This is a genomic window from Bacillus sp. FSL R5-0709 (assembly GCF_038004785.1).
GTDB classification, from domain to species: domain Bacteria; phylum Bacillota; class Bacilli; order Bacillales; family Bacillaceae_G; genus Bacillus_A; species Bacillus_A mycoides.
This window is the reverse complement of the sequence record NZ_JBBORT010000001.1, coordinates 2,153,067-2,168,787: the sequence shown is the minus strand read 5'-3', so window position 1 is coordinate 2,168,787 and position 15,721 is coordinate 2,153,067. Positions and strand designations below refer to the sequence as shown.

The 15,721-nt window shown below is 32.8% G+C and carries 22 protein-coding genes and 1 pseudogene; 7 read left to right on the top strand and 16 right to left on the bottom strand.

What is annotated here, in order from left to right:
• Nucleotides 1–19: 19 nt before the first annotated feature.
• Both MKX37_RS11150 and MKX37_RS11145 read right to left on the bottom strand, forming a co-directional pair.
• The gene (locus MKX37_RS11150) at nucleotides 20–730 is read right to left on the bottom strand and encodes an SDR family oxidoreductase (RefSeq protein ID WP_002085764.1); all 711 of its coding nucleotides are present in this window, start codon (nucleotides 728–730) and stop codon (nucleotides 20–22) included.
• Nucleotides 731–1,055: 325 nt separating this feature from the next.
• Nucleotides 1,056–1,394 carry a hypothetical protein gene (locus MKX37_RS11145; RefSeq protein WP_002127270.1) on the bottom strand — a complete coding sequence of 113 codons (339 nt, stop codon included), beginning with the start codon at nucleotides 1,392–1,394 and terminating at the stop codon, nucleotides 1,056–1,058.
• 212 nt (nucleotides 1,395–1,606) lie between these two features.
• Between MKX37_RS11145 and gerPF the strand changes: the two genes are divergently transcribed.
• Nucleotides 1,607–1,822: a spore germination protein GerPF gene (gene gerPF / locus MKX37_RS11140; RefSeq protein ID WP_001141569.1), complete on the top strand. Its 216-nt coding sequence runs from the start codon at nucleotides 1,607–1,609 to the stop codon at nucleotides 1,820–1,822.
• 285 nt (nucleotides 1,823–2,107) lie between these two features.
• Here the strand turns inward: gerPF and MKX37_RS11135 are convergent, their stop codons facing one another.
• The 4 genes from MKX37_RS11135 to MKX37_RS11120 all read right to left on the bottom strand — a co-directional run bounded on the left by MKX37_RS11135 (nucleotide 2,108) and on the right by MKX37_RS11120 (nucleotide 5,934).
• Nucleotides 2,108–2,443, bottom strand: a complete 336-nt coding sequence (locus MKX37_RS11135) for a YolD-like family protein (protein ID WP_002085766.1) — start codon at nucleotides 2,441–2,443, stop codon at nucleotides 2,108–2,110.
• 707 nt (nucleotides 2,444–3,150) lie between these two features.
• Nucleotides 3,151–3,372, bottom strand: a complete 222-nt coding sequence (locus MKX37_RS11130) for a hypothetical protein (protein ID WP_002012623.1) — start codon at nucleotides 3,370–3,372, stop codon at nucleotides 3,151–3,153.
• Between the two features lie 575 nt (nucleotides 3,373–3,947).
• On the bottom strand, nucleotides 3,948–4,799 hold the full coding sequence (locus MKX37_RS11125) for a peptidylprolyl isomerase PrsA (protein WP_002031835.1): 852 nt from the start codon (nucleotides 4,797–4,799) through the stop codon (nucleotides 3,948–3,950).
• Between the two features lie 139 nt (nucleotides 4,800–4,938).
• Nucleotides 4,939–5,934 (bottom strand): glycoside hydrolase family 25 protein, encoded by a 996-nt coding sequence (locus tag MKX37_RS11120; protein ID WP_078422250.1) that lies wholly within the window; start codon nucleotides 5,932–5,934, stop codon nucleotides 4,939–4,941.
• Between the two features lie 566 nt (nucleotides 5,935–6,500).
• On the opposite strand from MKX37_RS11120, the gene MKX37_RS11115 reads away from it, so the two are divergent.
• Nucleotides 6,501–6,695 carry a hypothetical protein gene (locus MKX37_RS11115; protein ID WP_002085768.1) on the top strand — a complete coding sequence of 65 codons (195 nt, stop codon included), beginning with the start codon at nucleotides 6,501–6,503 and terminating at the stop codon, nucleotides 6,693–6,695.
• A 352-nt stretch (nucleotides 6,696–7,047) separates the two neighbouring features.
• Here MKX37_RS11115 and MKX37_RS11110 read toward each other — a convergent pair whose 3' ends face one another.
• Nucleotides 7,048–7,551 carry a MepB family protein gene (locus tag MKX37_RS11110; protein ID WP_002127264.1) on the bottom strand — a complete coding sequence of 168 codons (504 nt, stop codon included), beginning with the start codon at nucleotides 7,549–7,551 and terminating at the stop codon, nucleotides 7,048–7,050.
• Nucleotides 7,552–7,771: 220 nt separating this feature from the next.
• Here MKX37_RS11110 and MKX37_RS11105 point away from each other — a divergent pair, with 220 nt between their 5' ends.
• Nucleotides 7,772–7,984 carry a hypothetical protein gene (locus tag MKX37_RS11105; protein ID WP_002012629.1) on the top strand — a complete coding sequence of 71 codons (213 nt, stop codon included), beginning with the start codon at nucleotides 7,772–7,774 and terminating at the stop codon, nucleotides 7,982–7,984.
• Nucleotides 7,985–8,076: 92 nt separating this feature from the next.
• Here the strand turns inward: MKX37_RS11105 and MKX37_RS11100 are convergent, their stop codons facing one another.
• From MKX37_RS11100 to MKX37_RS27435, 4 genes and pseudogenes are all read right to left on the bottom strand, one after another.
• Nucleotides 8,077–8,652 (bottom strand): C1q-like domain-containing protein, encoded by a 576-nt coding sequence (locus tag MKX37_RS11100; protein ID WP_002127263.1) that lies wholly within the window; start codon nucleotides 8,650–8,652, stop codon nucleotides 8,077–8,079.
• 819 nt (nucleotides 8,653–9,471) lie between these two features.
• Nucleotides 9,472–9,723 carry a DUF3947 family protein gene (locus MKX37_RS11095; protein WP_002127261.1) on the bottom strand — a complete coding sequence of 84 codons (252 nt, stop codon included), beginning with the start codon at nucleotides 9,721–9,723 and terminating at the stop codon, nucleotides 9,472–9,474.
• Nucleotides 9,724–9,856: 133 nt separating this feature from the next.
• Nucleotides 9,857–9,991, bottom strand: a pseudogene (locus MKX37_RS11090) (YqaJ viral recombinase family protein); the annotation flags it as partial.
• Nucleotides 9,988–10,125, bottom strand: a complete 138-nt coding sequence (locus MKX37_RS27435) for a hypothetical protein (RefSeq protein ID WP_002127259.1) — start codon at nucleotides 10,123–10,125, stop codon at nucleotides 9,988–9,990. The pseudogene MKX37_RS11090 and the gene MKX37_RS27435, both read right to left, overlap by 4 nt.
• Nucleotides 10,126–10,201: 76 nt before the next feature.
• Between MKX37_RS27435 and MKX37_RS11085 the strand changes: the two genes are divergently transcribed.
• Entirely contained in the window at nucleotides 10,202–10,810 is a 609-nt protein-coding gene (locus MKX37_RS11085) for a hypothetical protein (protein ID WP_002012636.1), read from the top strand.
• A gap of 6 nt (nucleotides 10,811–10,816) precedes the next feature.
• Here the strand turns inward: MKX37_RS11085 and MKX37_RS11080 are convergent, their stop codons facing one another.
• The gene (locus tag MKX37_RS11080; RefSeq protein ID WP_002127258.1) at nucleotides 10,817–10,972 is read right to left on the bottom strand and encodes a hypothetical protein; all 156 of its coding nucleotides are present in this window, start codon (nucleotides 10,970–10,972) and stop codon (nucleotides 10,817–10,819) included.
• 199 nt (nucleotides 10,973–11,171) lie between these two features.
• Between MKX37_RS11080 and MKX37_RS11075 the strand changes: the two genes are divergently transcribed.
• The 3 genes from MKX37_RS11075 to MKX37_RS11065 all read left to right on the top strand — a co-directional run bounded on the left by MKX37_RS11075 (nucleotide 11,172) and on the right by MKX37_RS11065 (nucleotide 13,217).
• Nucleotides 11,172–11,519 carry a hypothetical protein gene (locus MKX37_RS11075; RefSeq protein ID WP_002127257.1) on the top strand — a complete coding sequence of 116 codons (348 nt, stop codon included), beginning with the start codon at nucleotides 11,172–11,174 and terminating at the stop codon, nucleotides 11,517–11,519.
• Between the two features lie 79 nt (nucleotides 11,520–11,598).
• On the top strand, nucleotides 11,599–11,913 hold the full coding sequence (locus MKX37_RS11070; RefSeq protein WP_002012639.1) for a thioredoxin family protein: 315 nt from the start codon (nucleotides 11,599–11,601) through the stop codon (nucleotides 11,911–11,913).
• Nucleotides 11,914–12,335: 422 nt separating this feature from the next.
• Complete coding sequence (locus MKX37_RS11065; RefSeq protein WP_002085782.1) at nucleotides 12,336–13,217, top strand: cation diffusion facilitator family transporter; 882 nt, start codon at nucleotides 12,336–12,338, stop codon at nucleotides 13,215–13,217.
• On the opposite strand, the gene MKX37_RS11060 is transcribed toward MKX37_RS11065, so the two are convergent.
• The 4 genes from MKX37_RS11060 to MKX37_RS11045 form a co-directional block, all read right to left on the bottom strand.
• Nucleotides 13,207–13,842 (bottom strand): phosphatase PAP2 family protein, encoded by a 636-nt coding sequence (locus tag MKX37_RS11060; RefSeq protein WP_002127255.1) that lies wholly within the window; start codon nucleotides 13,840–13,842, stop codon nucleotides 13,207–13,209. The two genes, MKX37_RS11065 and MKX37_RS11060, sit on opposite strands and share 11 nt — an antisense overlap.
• Nucleotides 13,843–13,919: 77 nt before the next feature.
• Entirely contained in the window at nucleotides 13,920–14,675 is a 756-nt protein-coding gene (locus MKX37_RS11055) for a sporulation protein (protein ID WP_002127254.1), read from the bottom strand.
• Entirely contained in the window at nucleotides 14,657–15,478 is an 822-nt protein-coding gene (locus MKX37_RS11050; protein ID WP_002127253.1) for a serine/threonine protein kinase, read from the bottom strand. The genes MKX37_RS11055 and MKX37_RS11050 overlap by 19 nt, the downstream gene beginning before the upstream one ends.
• Nucleotides 15,478–15,660, bottom strand: a complete 183-nt coding sequence (locus tag MKX37_RS11045) for a hypothetical protein (protein WP_000473368.1) — start codon at nucleotides 15,658–15,660, stop codon at nucleotides 15,478–15,480. Before MKX37_RS11045 ends, MKX37_RS11050 begins: the two co-directional genes overlap by 1 nt.
• Nucleotides 15,661–15,721 lie beyond the last annotated feature (61 nt).

The window sequence follows — 15,721 nt, the reverse complement described above, 5'->3', positions numbered from 1 at the left end:
CTTTTTGACAAGGAGTTTCTCAATGAATGTATGCCGGACATGTCAATGACTCACCGTTTTTATCTATTGATATATTTAATATATAATGAATTGCTTTATGTGACCACATTTCAGGTGTAGGAGATTCTTTTACATATTGAGGTGCACATAAGTGAAGCATTGGAGTGCTAATACTGCCACCTGGATCTAAAGCAACTACTGCCATACCATTTGGTAGTTCCATTGCCATTGACTGCGTGATACCTTCAACAGCAAACTTCGAGGCACAATATGGCGCAAGTTCAGCCTCGCCTTCTCTTCCCCAACTAGAACTCATGTTAATAATAATTCCTTCTTTCCTAGCTATCATCGCCGGGACGAACGCCCTAATGACATTTACTACCCCGTTCACATTTACACTCATTACACTTTCAAATTCTTGTGCGGTAACTTTCCATAGAGGTGCATTTTGATTAACAATCGATGCATTATTTATTAACATATCGGGAGCCCTATACTTATTAAGAATACGACTTGCCCACTTACTAACTTGGTGATGATTTGAAACATCAATTATTTGAAAATCATGTGAAGCACCGTAATATTTATTAAGCTCTTCAATTTTATTTTTTGAGCGTCCACACCCTGCTATGTTCCACCCCAATTCATGAAACCTATCAACCATTGCACGTCCTAACCCTTGCGTTACTCCAGTAATAATTACAAGTTTCCCAATGTCGTTTCGCTCCAACTTCATCTCCTCCTTTCCATTAATATTACTCTTTTTATTCTTATTCAACTTCTCACTTAAGTATCAATTCATTTCATACTTTAGAAGTATTTTTGATATTACATATTACAAACAAAAAGAGTAACCATCATAGTTACTCTTTTTGTTTGTATCGTTATTATTTTTAAATTGTATCTTCTATTCCCTACATTTCTCACATCGATAAATATAGGTTACACCTTAATGAAAGTATATTTATGTTTACGGTTCGATTTATCCAAATACTTTTCAATCCACTTTTTCAACTTAACAGAGCCCACCTCTATCAATAAATTTCCACCTAGTCTTATAACATACTTTTATTTAAATTCTCAATCTCATTTTGCAACTTTTTAAATTGCTCAAAATGCATTGTTATAGATTGAATACTATTCCTTTCAACATTTTGCTTTACTAATAAAACGCCTGTATCGTGAAAAATTGCTTCAAGTTCTTTCCTTATAGATACTTTCGTAATATATGCGGTTTTAATTGCCGATAAAATTGCTATTTCATTAAACTTTAATTTTATTTCATTAGGACAAAATGCTTTTTCGATCAATGTGACATCATTACTATAAATATAAGCAACAAGTTTACTTGATTCTGCATCTGTTAAATCCACTGTTTTTATAACATTATCCATTACATTTTGCCTCCTTTAATTCCATATATATTAATTATTCAAATTTATTCTTTTTAAAATTCAGCTCTTCATTAATTTTAACATACTTTTTGCTCGATTGATTAAACAAAGCTTCAAACATTTTTCTATTCCGGAATATTTGTCAAATGAACCAATTAGACTATACCTTCATATAGTAATGCAAACAATTACTTATAAAGTAGGTGAAAATTATGCCCTCAGTTGTTGGGAATTTAGTTGTACAAAATAGTAACGGATCTTTCAACTTAGGTGATTTCTACAATGTTTCTCCAAAAGAGAATACGAAAGCTTATAACGGCTCTGGCGCATCTAACGTTGGTTTCGTAGTGAACACTTTTAGTGGGGTTAGCGCGACTAATACATTTGATTCTGATCTAGCAGATCAAAACCAAGTTGGTACGGCCTAACCAGATCTGTAATCATTTTTGTATAACATTTTAAAATTTGTCTATACTATACTCAGGCTGATACACAGCTATCATTGATTTTTTGAGTGCCAATCTTTTTCTCCCTTTCCCTGGGGCTAAGCAGCTAGCTTGCAGCTAGCTGCTTTTTCATTTAGTTCTTCACCTCTTCAAAAAATTAGGTTTTAACAGGTAGCCTGACTCACAGCCGAATTTTGAGGTGTGAATCTGCCTGTCCGTAAATAGCTAGATAAATTAAAGAAGCTAAACTTCAAAATTCAGCTTCTTTTAGGTTACATCAATTATGTCCATTGCAGAAAATATATATGTTTTATAAAATGCATCTGTACATTTTACAATTTGTTGAATTGGATTTATATGAACCACTGTCATATAACTCGTAAGTATGTATCCTTCTTCAAAATATGTCACTAACATCTCTTCTTCAGACAATAATGAAGTTAATAATTTGTCTGAAATGCTGTCTTTCGCTTCATTTGTTATTAGCGGTCTTTGGACTTTTAATTTCTCTCCAATAATTTTTTTCATACTTAATAATTGTTCCGACATTACTGTAAACGGAACCCACTCTCTTCCTTTTTCCTGTATCTTTACATAATTCATTTTCTTTACTCCTCAATTTTCTATATCTATCCATTCTTGAACTACCCCACTTTCACTTCGTTTAGAAGTGGGGGATTCCTAAATAAAGAGTTCTATCGAACTCTACTTTATTAGGCTATCTCCGCAGTCCTTGCGGTTAGAAGCCTTATCGCTTCATTCTTTATCCATCTCTTATTTATATGTAGCGTAGCTTTCCAATTCAAAACTATTTATGAATTTGTAGAAATCTCCACTTCGAAAGAACATTCGTTCTAATTATACACGAACGAACGTTCTTACGGAAGTGCAACATGTAAATTTTTCAAACAAAATGCAACTTTAATATATGAAGTTTATTCATACTCATTTATTACTCCCTTTTATTAATCAAATTTCTTTGCACTTCCTATCGCATCATAGAATACGTGTAGCAACAATAAAAGCGACTCCACCTAATGTGAAGTCGCTTTTATTGAACTAATTATATTTCTAATTTTACTTTTCTATCCTAACTAACGTTCTTTCTGGAATACAAATTTCAGCTATATCTCATTAACCATCCTTCAACAAAAGCATACACTTTTATTATGAACGAACTCACAAAGCTTTAGAAACTTATGATGTAAAACAATTCATTCCTCATAAGTTTCATACATATCGACAATTACTACCATTTATCCTGCTATTTGTAGGCAGTAAGATTCACACTCATCAATTTTTCACTTTCTTTATTGAATATGCTTGGGTTGCATTATAATATGTAATTCTCTTTCTGTTTCTGTTTTTTTCGGATTCCGATAATATTCCAGTTTATATTCTAATACTTCATACTCAACCATCCCAATCTTTATCCCTTTTGTTTCTTTTAATACAGCTAATAGAACGCTTATATTTTCATTAGATGATTCAAAAATTTTCCCTCCGCCTTCTCTCTTAAAAATAACTTTCATATATTCTCCCCCAAATTAATTTAATAATCTAGTAAATATAAAAATATTCATCCTATTTTAATAAAGTGAAGGCTAATAATCAGTGGGGGTTTTGTCCATCACCCACTGATTATTAGCCTTCACCAATCGGGCTTTTACGAGCAGTAAGACTCCCACAAATAGCGGGATAAATAATTCTTATCATCATTAAGAACATCCTTTTGTACTAAATGTTCAACATGTCACTTCCTATAAAGTTAATTTATACTCCAATAAATATGATATGTACCATTCTTTAAATTATGTCCTCAATTCACTCTCCACGAAAATATATTTAGTTTATATTTAACAAAATTAATTAACTAAAACATTATCATTTCAATATTTTACGAATTTAATTGCTTATTCCTTTTATCTACATCCAAATTTTCCTATTGTAATTCTTAATATTTAAATGTAATATTGTATTGTCTTACTATCTATTTATAACTCACACACTAACGCGAAAAGGGAACTCTATATGAGTTCCCTTTTCTATTGAAAACAAAAAAACAGAAATATAGCATTATGCTAAATCTCTGTTTTTCTTCTAAACCTTATTTCTCATCTAAGAATTTAAATGTATCTTTAAATTCTTTATCTGTTACTTTAATATCTGCTTCTTTCAATAGATCATTGATTACTTGTTGTTTCCATTTACCTGTCGCATCTTGCAGTCTTTGTTGTTCTAAATCTTTTCGAATCGTATCTTTTACTTCATCAAATGGTTTCAATTCTTTTTTATCCGTCACTTTTATTATATGATAACCATAAGATGTTTTTATTGGCTCACTTACTTGTCCTGCATCTAATTTATACGCAGCTTCCTCAAACTCTTTCACAGTTTGACCAGGAGCAAAACCAGCTATTTCTCCGCCCTGTTCCTTTGAACCAGTATCTTCCGAATACTGTTTCGCTAAAGCAGTAAAATCTTCACCATTATTTATTTTCTCTTTTACTTCTTTCGCAGTTTTTTCATCTTTCACTAAAATGTGACTTACCTTCATTTCAGGTTTATGGTTATCTTTCACATCTTTATCTGTGACAGTCGCTCTAATCGCTTTCTCAAGTGCAATTTCTGGCTTCATTCTCTCTTTTAATTCATCTTCATTCTTTAATCCTACTTGCTCTAAAGCAACTTTAAACTTGTCACCCATTTGTTCCTTCGCTGCTTCTACTTGTTTTTTAGCTTCTTCATCTGAAACTTTATATTTATCTAGCAATGCCTTATTTAACATCATTTGAGATAAAGTACTTTTTCCATATGTTTGCCTTAATTCTTTACTTAACTCTTTCTCTGTCACGTTTCCTACTTTTGATGTTGCAACATTTTCTGAGGAACCACACGCAGACAATGTTAGCGCCACACATGCAATAATAGTTCCCATAAATAGCTTTTTCTTTTTCAATTCAAATACCTCACTTTGATAAATGTATATTAGGAACTATACAGCGCTATTGTGAAATCAATGTGTTTTCTGCAAGTATTTCTCTTCATGCCAGAGACAAGCTTTATTAAATAAAAAAGCCGGCATAAAGCCAACTTTTTTATTTAATCTGCACATGTTCTTCTTTGATCCATTTGTTCCCACCTATATCTATATATCCATCTTGACGATTCCAAATACGATAAGGGACCTTCCCATCGACCGCACCTGTATCATTCCCGTTTGGCCCATCGTACGTTCTAATTTCATATCCAGGTGTGTACTTTGAATATGCATAAAACCATTGTACATTAAAATGTTCTAACTTAGCCCACTGTTGTTCACCACCTAAACAAATCATATCTTTTTCGCCACCTCCCCAATAACCTTTATAGATTAAATATGGGATTTTTTTCGTAAGTCTTCCTATAAATTGCGGATTCGCAGGATTTTCATATAAATTAATTCCGTATCCATCATCATATTTTGAAACTGCAATACCAATTCCATTTGGTTGCTTACTGTCTCCAATACTAGATTGATTTGTTTGATTTGAACCTATAAACCAAGAAAGATTTTTATTCCCAATTAATTGATTCAAATCACATTTTCCAATACCAGGAACATTTCCTGAATCAGTATATTGCCAAATATCACAAGGATATGTTGGTTTATTCCCTCCATAACGAGGAATCCAAATAAAATCAGCATCAATATTGCGAGCTCCAAATGATACATACGTGTGATGTCCTACATATAAACCAATTTTTTTTGCACCTAATCGGCGTAATTCATCAATAAATGCTTGAGTCCCGCCTTGCATATCTACCATTGTTTGAACTTCTACATCTGCCACCCAAAATTTAGCGTTTTTATCGCCACGATTCCAAAAATCTTGCGCTTCTTTTTTTGCATCTGAAATAGATATAAAACGGCAAAATGCATAATTCCCAAATGGGATACTACGTTTCTTCATTTCTTTCACATAACCTTGATACATAAAATCGACCGTATTCGAACCATCTTGAACTCTAGCAATAACTAAATCTAGCTGAGACGCTGCAATATCCCAATTAATATTTCCATTCCATTTCGAAATATCTACAATATAACCCATTACTAATCAACTCCTTTTTATTATCTTATTCAAAGCTTGTTTTATTGCTAGACCCATACGCCTAATAGCAAGCTTCTATAAGACAAATAAATATATTTTCATCATTTTTTAAAACTAAATAATTTCTTTTTATCCATAATAAATAAGTCCTTCTTTTTTTCATTTGTAAACGATAAACTTGCGTTTATTTCATACTAAATATTGAGATAAAACTATAAATAATGTACATACTACATATAAGCAATTTTTGCTTATACTCATGAATGACCTCCAAGATTTTTCAATCTCCCTGTAAAAAGGCAGCTAAAAAAAGCTGCCTTTTTACAATTTATTATATAGAGACAAGTTAATTAACGCTTATTCCCTCATATTAGTCTGTTTTTAAGCTTTTTATAAACATGATATATATTTTTTCACAACACTATTTTGATACGTAATAGAAATTACATCAACTCATACAGTATATGTAATAATCAACTACAATAAAAATTACATATTATATTAATATGTCTTCCTAATTAAAAGGAAATAAACATATAACCTCTGTTATGTAAGGAGTTTATTTAATGAAAAAAATCCCTATCGTATTCAAAGTTCCCCCGAATTCAAAGCTAAAAGTTACATTCTATGGTCCTTGTAACGAAGTAATTACAAATGTATCTTTAATTAATCAACTACTCACCCCTACCTGCCAAACTGTATCTCAATATCCAGACTTCAAGAAATATATAACTGAAGTCCGATCATTATCAAATTGTTAATCGTATAATTTTATGATTTATCATTTCGAACAGTACGATAACAAAATAATAAAAAGAGCCGCATCTTTCAAAAGAAACGGCTCTTTTTCATTTCACAAAACATGACTTCATTAAAAAACTAAAATAACTCATTAATTGATATTCTGTTGATATTTTATTGATATTTTACACATATTAATGAAATGCGCATATATTATCGTATGGAGATTCTCCACTCATAAAACCTATCTTTTTTTGAGCATACTTTATTTGTATGCTCCTTTTTTATTCTTTACTTAACGGCTTACCCTGTTAATATTTCCAAATATCATCTGAACGAACATTGAATATTTCAATTCTTTCTTATTATGTGCTACGAATATAAGTTTAATAATTTATCTGTAGCTACATTTTCAGTATCACTTAAATCGACAAAATAATGAAGTTGCCACAATTGACTCTTCTTAGCTTGATTACTAATAGGTTTATCCCAAATAGGGTAAACCCTCATAGCCATTTTCCCTTTTTGATTTTGAGTTTTTAATATTTTTTCTTTTAGAAGAATCTCTTTTGGAAAAATAAATTGTCCTAGTTTATTATCCGCTATACAAGTGATAACTAAAAGGTTAGGAGCTGAATCATAAGAAAATGCCTGATTGCTCATAGAGGCATTCTTCTCCCAAAAAGAAACAAATTGTCCAATCTTATTAGGCGTAATTTTTGATACCCTAAATCGGATGCTTCTATTATTTAGCTGGAATACCCCTCCTGCATATTCTGAATTTTGCTTTTCTTCTTTTCGTTTAGTAATTAATAGATTATTAGGTTTGTAAATCATTTCATCTAGTTTTTCAATTATATTACCAAAATTTGTCATGTAAACGCACCTTTTTTATTTTCCAGTATACCAAGAACATTCGTTCTTGTATATTAAACTTAAACAAATGTTGGCTTTGAATAGTCGTTCAAAGATTATTTTATCTACTCCATCCATAACTTCAAATTTACTTTTATAGTATTTATTACATTACTCTTCCAATTCCTTGTATTCTTCATTATTTCATTAATATATTAATAAAAAACGAGGTACATATTACATGAATCCATCCAAAATTGACTTCGGCTCCATAGAGCAACCTTTATTCCTATTAATTTTATATCTTATCGCAATTCTTTTAACACTCGGCATTACATTTAGTATATGTCATTCCCTTTTACTAAATTTAAATGCACCGAGATGGGTAGCAAAACTGTTAGCTATCGTATTAACTCTAGGTGTTGCTTATCAAGTGTTTATGAACTTATTTTAATATATTACCAATTTAACACCTTTAACTAAAAGGCCCTACCATAAGGTAGAGCCTTTTTCAAAAAAATAGTCCATAAATCACAAACATGTCTTTTATTTTATTGGAGATGGGAATCTTGCAGCCTCAAAATGAGAACCGTCTTCTGTACTACTAATAACCCCATCTATACTACTTTGTGCAAAAATCTCGACAATATCACCTGCATGTAATTGAAGTATTGTTGAAACACTTACGACATTACCGAAATTTATTGGACCAAAAAAGTCGTTATCTATAGCAATTGCCGCATTTCCATTCACTCGAACTTCTACACGCGCTCTATAATTTAAATTTGTATCGTTCGGAAAGAAACCAATCGTCCCAATTACGGAATAAACTCCTCTAGTCTTCGGAGTAAAATCTGATGTTGCTGGGTTATATTCGTTCGCTAAATCAAATTGTTCATTTTGAAATAATACTTTAACAAAAGTATTAGCTGGAAGGTTTTGATTAACTGTATTTACAGCTCTAAAAGCAGATGCTCTTACAAGGTTATTCTCCTTATGATCGCAAGAACAGTCATCACATCTTTTACCGCACTTATTATAATAATCACTTCTTTTTTTACAGCAATCATGATTTTTCTTTTGGTAACTCTCACAATTCTTACAGTAGTAATAACAAGACATATATAGTGCTCCTTTCTAATCTACTACTGCATAATATGTATGCTAGACTTGGAAAGTTTGGACAGGTTATTGCGATTACAAAAATAAAAATGCTCCACCATAAGGCAGAGCGAAGAGAAAGTATAACTTTTAAAAACAAAGCACTCATGTAATATTCTGGTTAAATCAGTAATACAAATTATCTAGTTTCATCAACTCGGATTTTCAGAAAAAACTCCTCTGTACGATTTTATTATTATTGAATAGATTATATTGTTAAGTGAGATATGCAATATTTCATATTTTATTATTTCAATATTCCTTTATTATCGTTGAGTTGTAAACATTCTCTTAAAAACACTTTAAAATCAACACTTACTCTATAGCAAATACTTTTTCATCCTTCAGAATTACCTGTAAGCATTATATTAAAATATTATTATTGTAAATTATTGACCTGTACAAACGTATAATTTTTGTGTATTCTATGGACAAGGAGTAAGGTAAGAGTTACTCTTTGCCATTTTAGGAAAGGCCCTGTTGGAGACAACAGGGCCTTTTTTCATATTTTTTTATAGTAAAACACCCAAAATTTATAGACGGTTGGCAATAATTTTTGCCAAATTCCTCTCTCATCATTCTTATCGTCACCTTTCATTTTGGAAAAATAATATCCCCCACTTAAGAATCCTTGCGTTGTATATAACTCATGAGGTTGTAACATTCTCATTCCAATATCTAAAATTTTATAATTGTTCCCTAGATACGAATCATTTCTTATAAGGGCGCTCTGTACTTGCGCTCTTATATAAATACTTAAATTTATTCCCCCGCATATTTTTATAAATTGTATACAGTTCCATATGGAATTGTTGAAACAGAAATTCCGTATGGTGTAATATGATGCATTGGGTAATAATACTCCATAGATGGATAGTACGGTTGTATGCCTTGCTGTATTTGTTGCATTTGCTGCTGTGCTTGTAACGCTTGTTGAACAGCTTGAATTGTAGTTTGTGCTCCGCTATACGTAATACCCGCCGTACCATACGGACGCATTCTATCTCGGGTATCAAAATATGAATAAAACATTATTATTCAACTCACTTCCATATAAGTTATTACAAAGTATGTTATGATTCTTAATTTCAGTGAGTGTTAAAAACTAGTCCACTAGCTTTTATTCAAATAGCGTTTTTGTTCACCTTCCTTCTTTTGACCCTCACTCTTTCCCGAAATATTCCGGCGATTTTTCGCATTCAAGGCTAATCTTTTCACCGACAATCAATCGGTCTACATTTGCAAGCATCCACGGGTATTCAGGATGCTGCAGGATTGCATTTCTGCGTTGTACCTTTAAATCCCGTACGCTTGGAATCGACTTATGGCATCTTGTAACTTTTCGGCATCGATAGACGTTGTCATGATACCTTCTTGCTCCTGTGGATCAGCTTTACCATAGCCATTGTGCATGGACATCGGGTTTTCTAGCATCTAGCTCACCTCCTTAAAAAATGCAGGATTTTCCTTTCCATTATCGAATTAGTAATGTTTGAAAAGGGGGTGTAATATGGCAGAAATTAAAGTAGGACTTACACAATTTTTAGACTTCACACTGAAAAGTAGTGCAGCTAAAACAAACTTTGTAAAAAATCTAAAATCTCAACCGGAATACCAACCAGCTTTTGATTACTGGAAACAATTACGAGATACTGTTATTAAATTTCATCAAAACGAACTACCTTTTGAATGTTTCGAAACATTAGTGCAAACGGTTGATCAGAAGAAAAAGCAAAACTATATTGATGTCATAAAACAGTACAAAAAATTTATTAAAAACAAAGACGTCTCTTGGTTCGATCCAGGTAAATCACATTGGATATCAGATGATTTAATCGTCCGCTCATCACCTGAACTCGGTTTGCTCATTAATGATGAGCCGCATCTTATCAAACTGTTTTTCAAAGGAAAAAAAGAGCGAATTGATAAATACAACATCAACTCAACGCTGACATTATTAAACGAATCGACATTTTCAAATGAACATAACGATGTGAATTATACGGTTCTTAACATCCAAAAGAACAGAATGTATACGAATAACTCTATTAATAATGATCATTTAATAGCGCTTGAATCAGAAGCTAACCAGCTTTGTTATATATGGAATAAGATGTAAAGAGTACTATTCATCTCTTTCAATACCTTTTCCATGCATAATTTGGGCACAATTTTCACAGATCCTATCAGTTTCGTTTAATTGAAGCTCACCTTCTTGTTCCTCACAAACAATGCAGGGTGGGCGTTTTTTCGAAAATAGTTTCTTTAACCATTTCCGCATCCTAACTCACCTCCTCCGAAAGAGTGATATAATGAGCTCTCTCCACTAAATCAGCGTTAACCCCCTGGTTTTTTAACCGATGAAGAAGATCTTCGTTTTTTAGAACATGCAAAAGAAAACCGTTATTATATCGCTTATCTTCTTGCTATTACATGTGGAATGCGTAAAGGTGAAATCTTAGGTCTACAATGGAAAAAGATTGCTGATTTTACCTGACATTACTTTAATGGCACTAAATGACCATCTGCAAAAAATCTCTGAGGAAAAAGAGCGATATGATGAAAGCTATAATGACTACGATTTGGTCTGCCGTTTCAGAAGTTTGACACAGCTCTGGAAAAAGCTTATAAAGAAAAGTGAGGTTCCTGATATTCGGTTCCATGTTCTGAGGATTATGTTAAAGCAAGGTATACATCCGAAGATTGTGAGTGAACGATTGGGGTATAAAAAAGTAGGTATCACCTTGGACACCTACTCACATGTTGTACCAGGCCTACAAGAAAAAGCAGTCGAGGATTTTGCAAACAACCTATTTCAAAAACACTAATGTTTGCAAAATGTTTGCAAACACGGATTTTGCATAAAAATACTAGCTTATCCGTGTGACATTGAGAGGAGTCAAAAACATGAAAGAAATCAAAGCTGAACAAGAATTCAAAGACATCATCGCAAGCGAGGAGCCAGTAGTTGTTAAGTTCTTTACTACATGGTGCCCAGATTGCGTGCGTATGGACAACTTTATCGGAGATGTAATGGAAGAGTTCAATAAATTTGAATGGTATTCTATTAATAAAGATGAGTTCCCAAGTATTGCTGAAGAGTATCAAGTAATGGGTATTCCAAGCCTACTTGTATATCAAAATGGCGAAAAGTTAGGTCACTTACATAGTGCAAATGCAAAAACGGAAGAGCAAGTTACTGAGTTTTTAGAAGCATACTAAGAAACGAAAAACCTCTGAAAAATCATCAGAGGTTTTTTTCGTTTTCAAATTGTTCTTTGCCTTTGTCTCTTTCTGGAAAGTGAATATTATAATGCTTTCTCCTCTTCTTATTGAAGAATTTTGTTATCATTTCTTATATATTACTCACATGAGGAATTACAAAGAGTCATTTTGCGAAAAATATATATGAAAAAAATTTTGAGAATCATTATTCTCGCCCTCTTTCCATTTGCCATAATCATCATTAATTGTTTAATAAATTTCCACTTTGTACTTTTCAACATATTTTTCCTTAACGAAACTTTGTTATCCCCTTCTTAAAAAGCTATAAAACGTCAACAATGTTTGTATAGACCCACACGAGTTTCGTTTGATACTCTATGTATAGAAAGAAATTCCTTGTAGAAAGGCGAGTGATTAAAATGGATTCTCTTTCTCATAAAGAAGCTGATAAAGGTGCTATTGTCAGCATTATAGCCTACATATTTTTATCCTCTATGAAAATCATCATCAGTTATATTACCCTCTCTAGCGCATTACGTGCTGACGGTTTGAATAACTTAACGGATATTGGTGCTTCTTTAGCAATATTAATTGGCCTGAAAATTTCTCGTAAGCCTCGTGACCCAGATCATCCATATGGGCATTCGCGTGCAGAACAAATCGCATCACTTGTTGCTTCCTTTATTATGGCAACGGTCGGATTAGAAGTTGTTATTAGTGCAATTCAATCGTTTTTCAATCCGAAACAAGCAGCACCTAATGTACTTGCTGCATGGGTGGCTTTATTTTCTGCTGTCGTTATGTACGGTGTATACAAGTATACGAAAAAGATTGCAATGCGAACAAAAAGTAAATCATTAGAGGCTGCTGCAAAAGATAATTTATCAGATGCTCTTGTAAGTATTGGTACAGTAGTAGGTATAGTCGGAGCACAGTTCCAAATGCCTATTTTGGACCCTATTGCTGCTTTACTTGTCGGTCTTATTATTTGTAAGACCGCGTGGGAAATTTTCGTAGAAGCTTCTCATATGCTAACGGATGGAATTGATCCTGAAAAAATGGATGAATACGCTGATGCTATAGGGCATATTTCAGGTGTAGAACATATTGTAGATATTCGTGCTCGTATGTATGGGAACCAAACGTATGTGGATATTACAATTGAAGTAGATGCTCGAATGGATGTTAGCGAAAGCCATTGTATTACTGACAATATTGAAGATATGCTTCGAAAAAAATTCGGAATTTACCATGCTCATATTCATGTGGAGCCCATGCAAAAAGAACCTATTATGACATAGGTTCTTTTTTAATGAACGCCTTATGAAATATAATACATAAAACGAGCCAGCTACCGCCCGCTGCCCATCCGGCTAATATGTCAGATGGATAGTGTACGCCAAGATAAATTCGGCTAACTGAAATAGATAATACAACGAAGCTTGCTATAAAAATAATCAGCAACTTTTTATGCAATGAAATACGATCTTCTGTAATTGTGACGTATGCAATAAATCCTAAAAAAGCAGTAGCATTCATCGTATGACCGCTCGGAAAGCTATATCCAGTTGCTGTAACAAGCTGCGTCACATCAGGTCGTGCTCGTTCATACCATAGTTTGAGCATACTGTTCAAATAACGTGATCCGTAATAATTAATTGTTAGAAGTAATGCACTTAATATTTTTTTTCTAAGAAGAAAATACATTACAAGTATAATGAGTAACGGGAAATATATTCTTTTTGAACCGATAAAGGACACCCAAGTAAAATAGGTTGTCAAATACTCGTTTCGGAAACTTTGAATAAAGTGTGCGACTACATTATCAAATTTTTCAATACAAGCGGTATGATACGAAAGTGATAGTGCGACAAAACAAATGAGTAGTGTACAACTTAACAAGTATAAATGTCGGTATCGTTTCACATACATAACCTCACTATGCAAAAAAATGGAGCGGTTGTTTTAGTTTTCCTCTCCATTTCTTTTTTATGCATAGTTTATTAAAAAATATTATTGTTAATTTTTTGCTGCATCGTTGGAATATCTTCGCTTGTTACTGTAAAGCGAATAACCTTCTCATCAAGATCAAGCGCTTCTGCGAATAAACCAGCCAATCCACGTGATTTTCTATCTACTTCCATAATAATTTCTAATCGATCGTGGGCACTTGGCAAAATTAATAATTCTAATTCATCTAATTTCCCATAATACTCTCCGGAAACTGGAATAAACTCAAATTCTTGCGCGAATGGAACTTGCTTACGTAATCGATACGGTAATTCTTCGCATTCTATATGACGCGCTTTAAAACCTAATTGATTTACACTATTTAATACACTGTTCAATAGCGCATTCGGCAATACTTGAATATAATCACGGTCACTTGGATCAATACTACGTTTAATATCAAGACCTGTATGAACCCAAACCGTTTTCATTCCAAGTGTTAGTGGTGCTTCAATTGGCATTAAAAACGAAAATGGAATTTCCACTTTTTCATTTGGCTCTACAGAAAATGGATCTGTTAAACGAACTCGCTCTAAATCATACGATGCAGTTACTTTTTTATCATCCACTTCTCTTACATATGACGTCGACAACGTTAAGTAAATGCTTTCAATTTCTTGGCTAACTGAACCTCCAGTTATATGAACCTTCCCTACTATCTCTTCTCCAACTGTATACTCATCTCTTTCAAGAACGGTATCTACTTTTGCACTACCAATACCAACACTTGCTAAAAACTTTTGAAACATGGGGTCTCCATCCTTTCTAAAGCGTAAGCTACATCTTTTTTCAAATCTTGTACATTTTCATAGTATGGCGCTTTCATTTGTAACATTCGCATCAGCATGTCGCGATTATATTCTTCCAGCACTAACTCTTCATACCAAGGTTTTTCCTTTTTTTCAGTCGATTGATAACTAGCATACAATAAAAATAATACGAAATGACCGAGCGCATAAAAGTCGCTACGAAAGTGAACTTCTCGCATCAAAGCTTGTTCACCTTCATAAGTTATAGCACGCTCATCACCCTCACCTTTCAATTTAGCCAATCCAAAATCAATAATACTAATCTGATTTTCTTTCATTAATATGTTTGGAATACGTAAATCTCGGTGAATGATACCTTTACTATGAAAATACGAAACAATTCCTAGTACTTCATATAAAATTTCAAAAACTTCACGTTCATCATATACTTGCCCATCTAAGAAAATATGATCTTCGAAATTTTCCCCCGGCATATACTCCATCACAAAAAAGTTCTTTTTCTCCCATATGAAATGATCATGTAGATTAGGAATTGACGCATGATTTAATGTTTGTAAAATCACTTTCTCTTGCTCAAATGATTTTCTACCAGACTCATATCTTTGTTTACTTTTCCTTAATTGTTTTAAGACTTTATATTTATTTATTTGTAAATCATTAACGACATATGTAACCCCATAACTGCCCATTCCAATTACTGATTCAATCTTATAACGCTCTGCAACGATTGTATTTTTTCGCAGTGGTCTATCAAATAAAGCTAGTATACGACGCCATTTCATCAGCTACTTGAAAAGAAGCTACGGCTTTTACGTTTTCTTTTATAATGCTGATGCCCATAACCAGATGAACGTCGTTTATAGTCGCTACTTGAATACGAGCGCCCTCTATGACGATAATCACTACTTGAATACGAACGATGTTTTTTCTTTCCTAATAAAGAATCAATAATTTTTTTGAACATCCCTTCACCTCTTGTATAAAATTTTCTTTTAATTATACCAACAATTCTTGTCTATATTTGT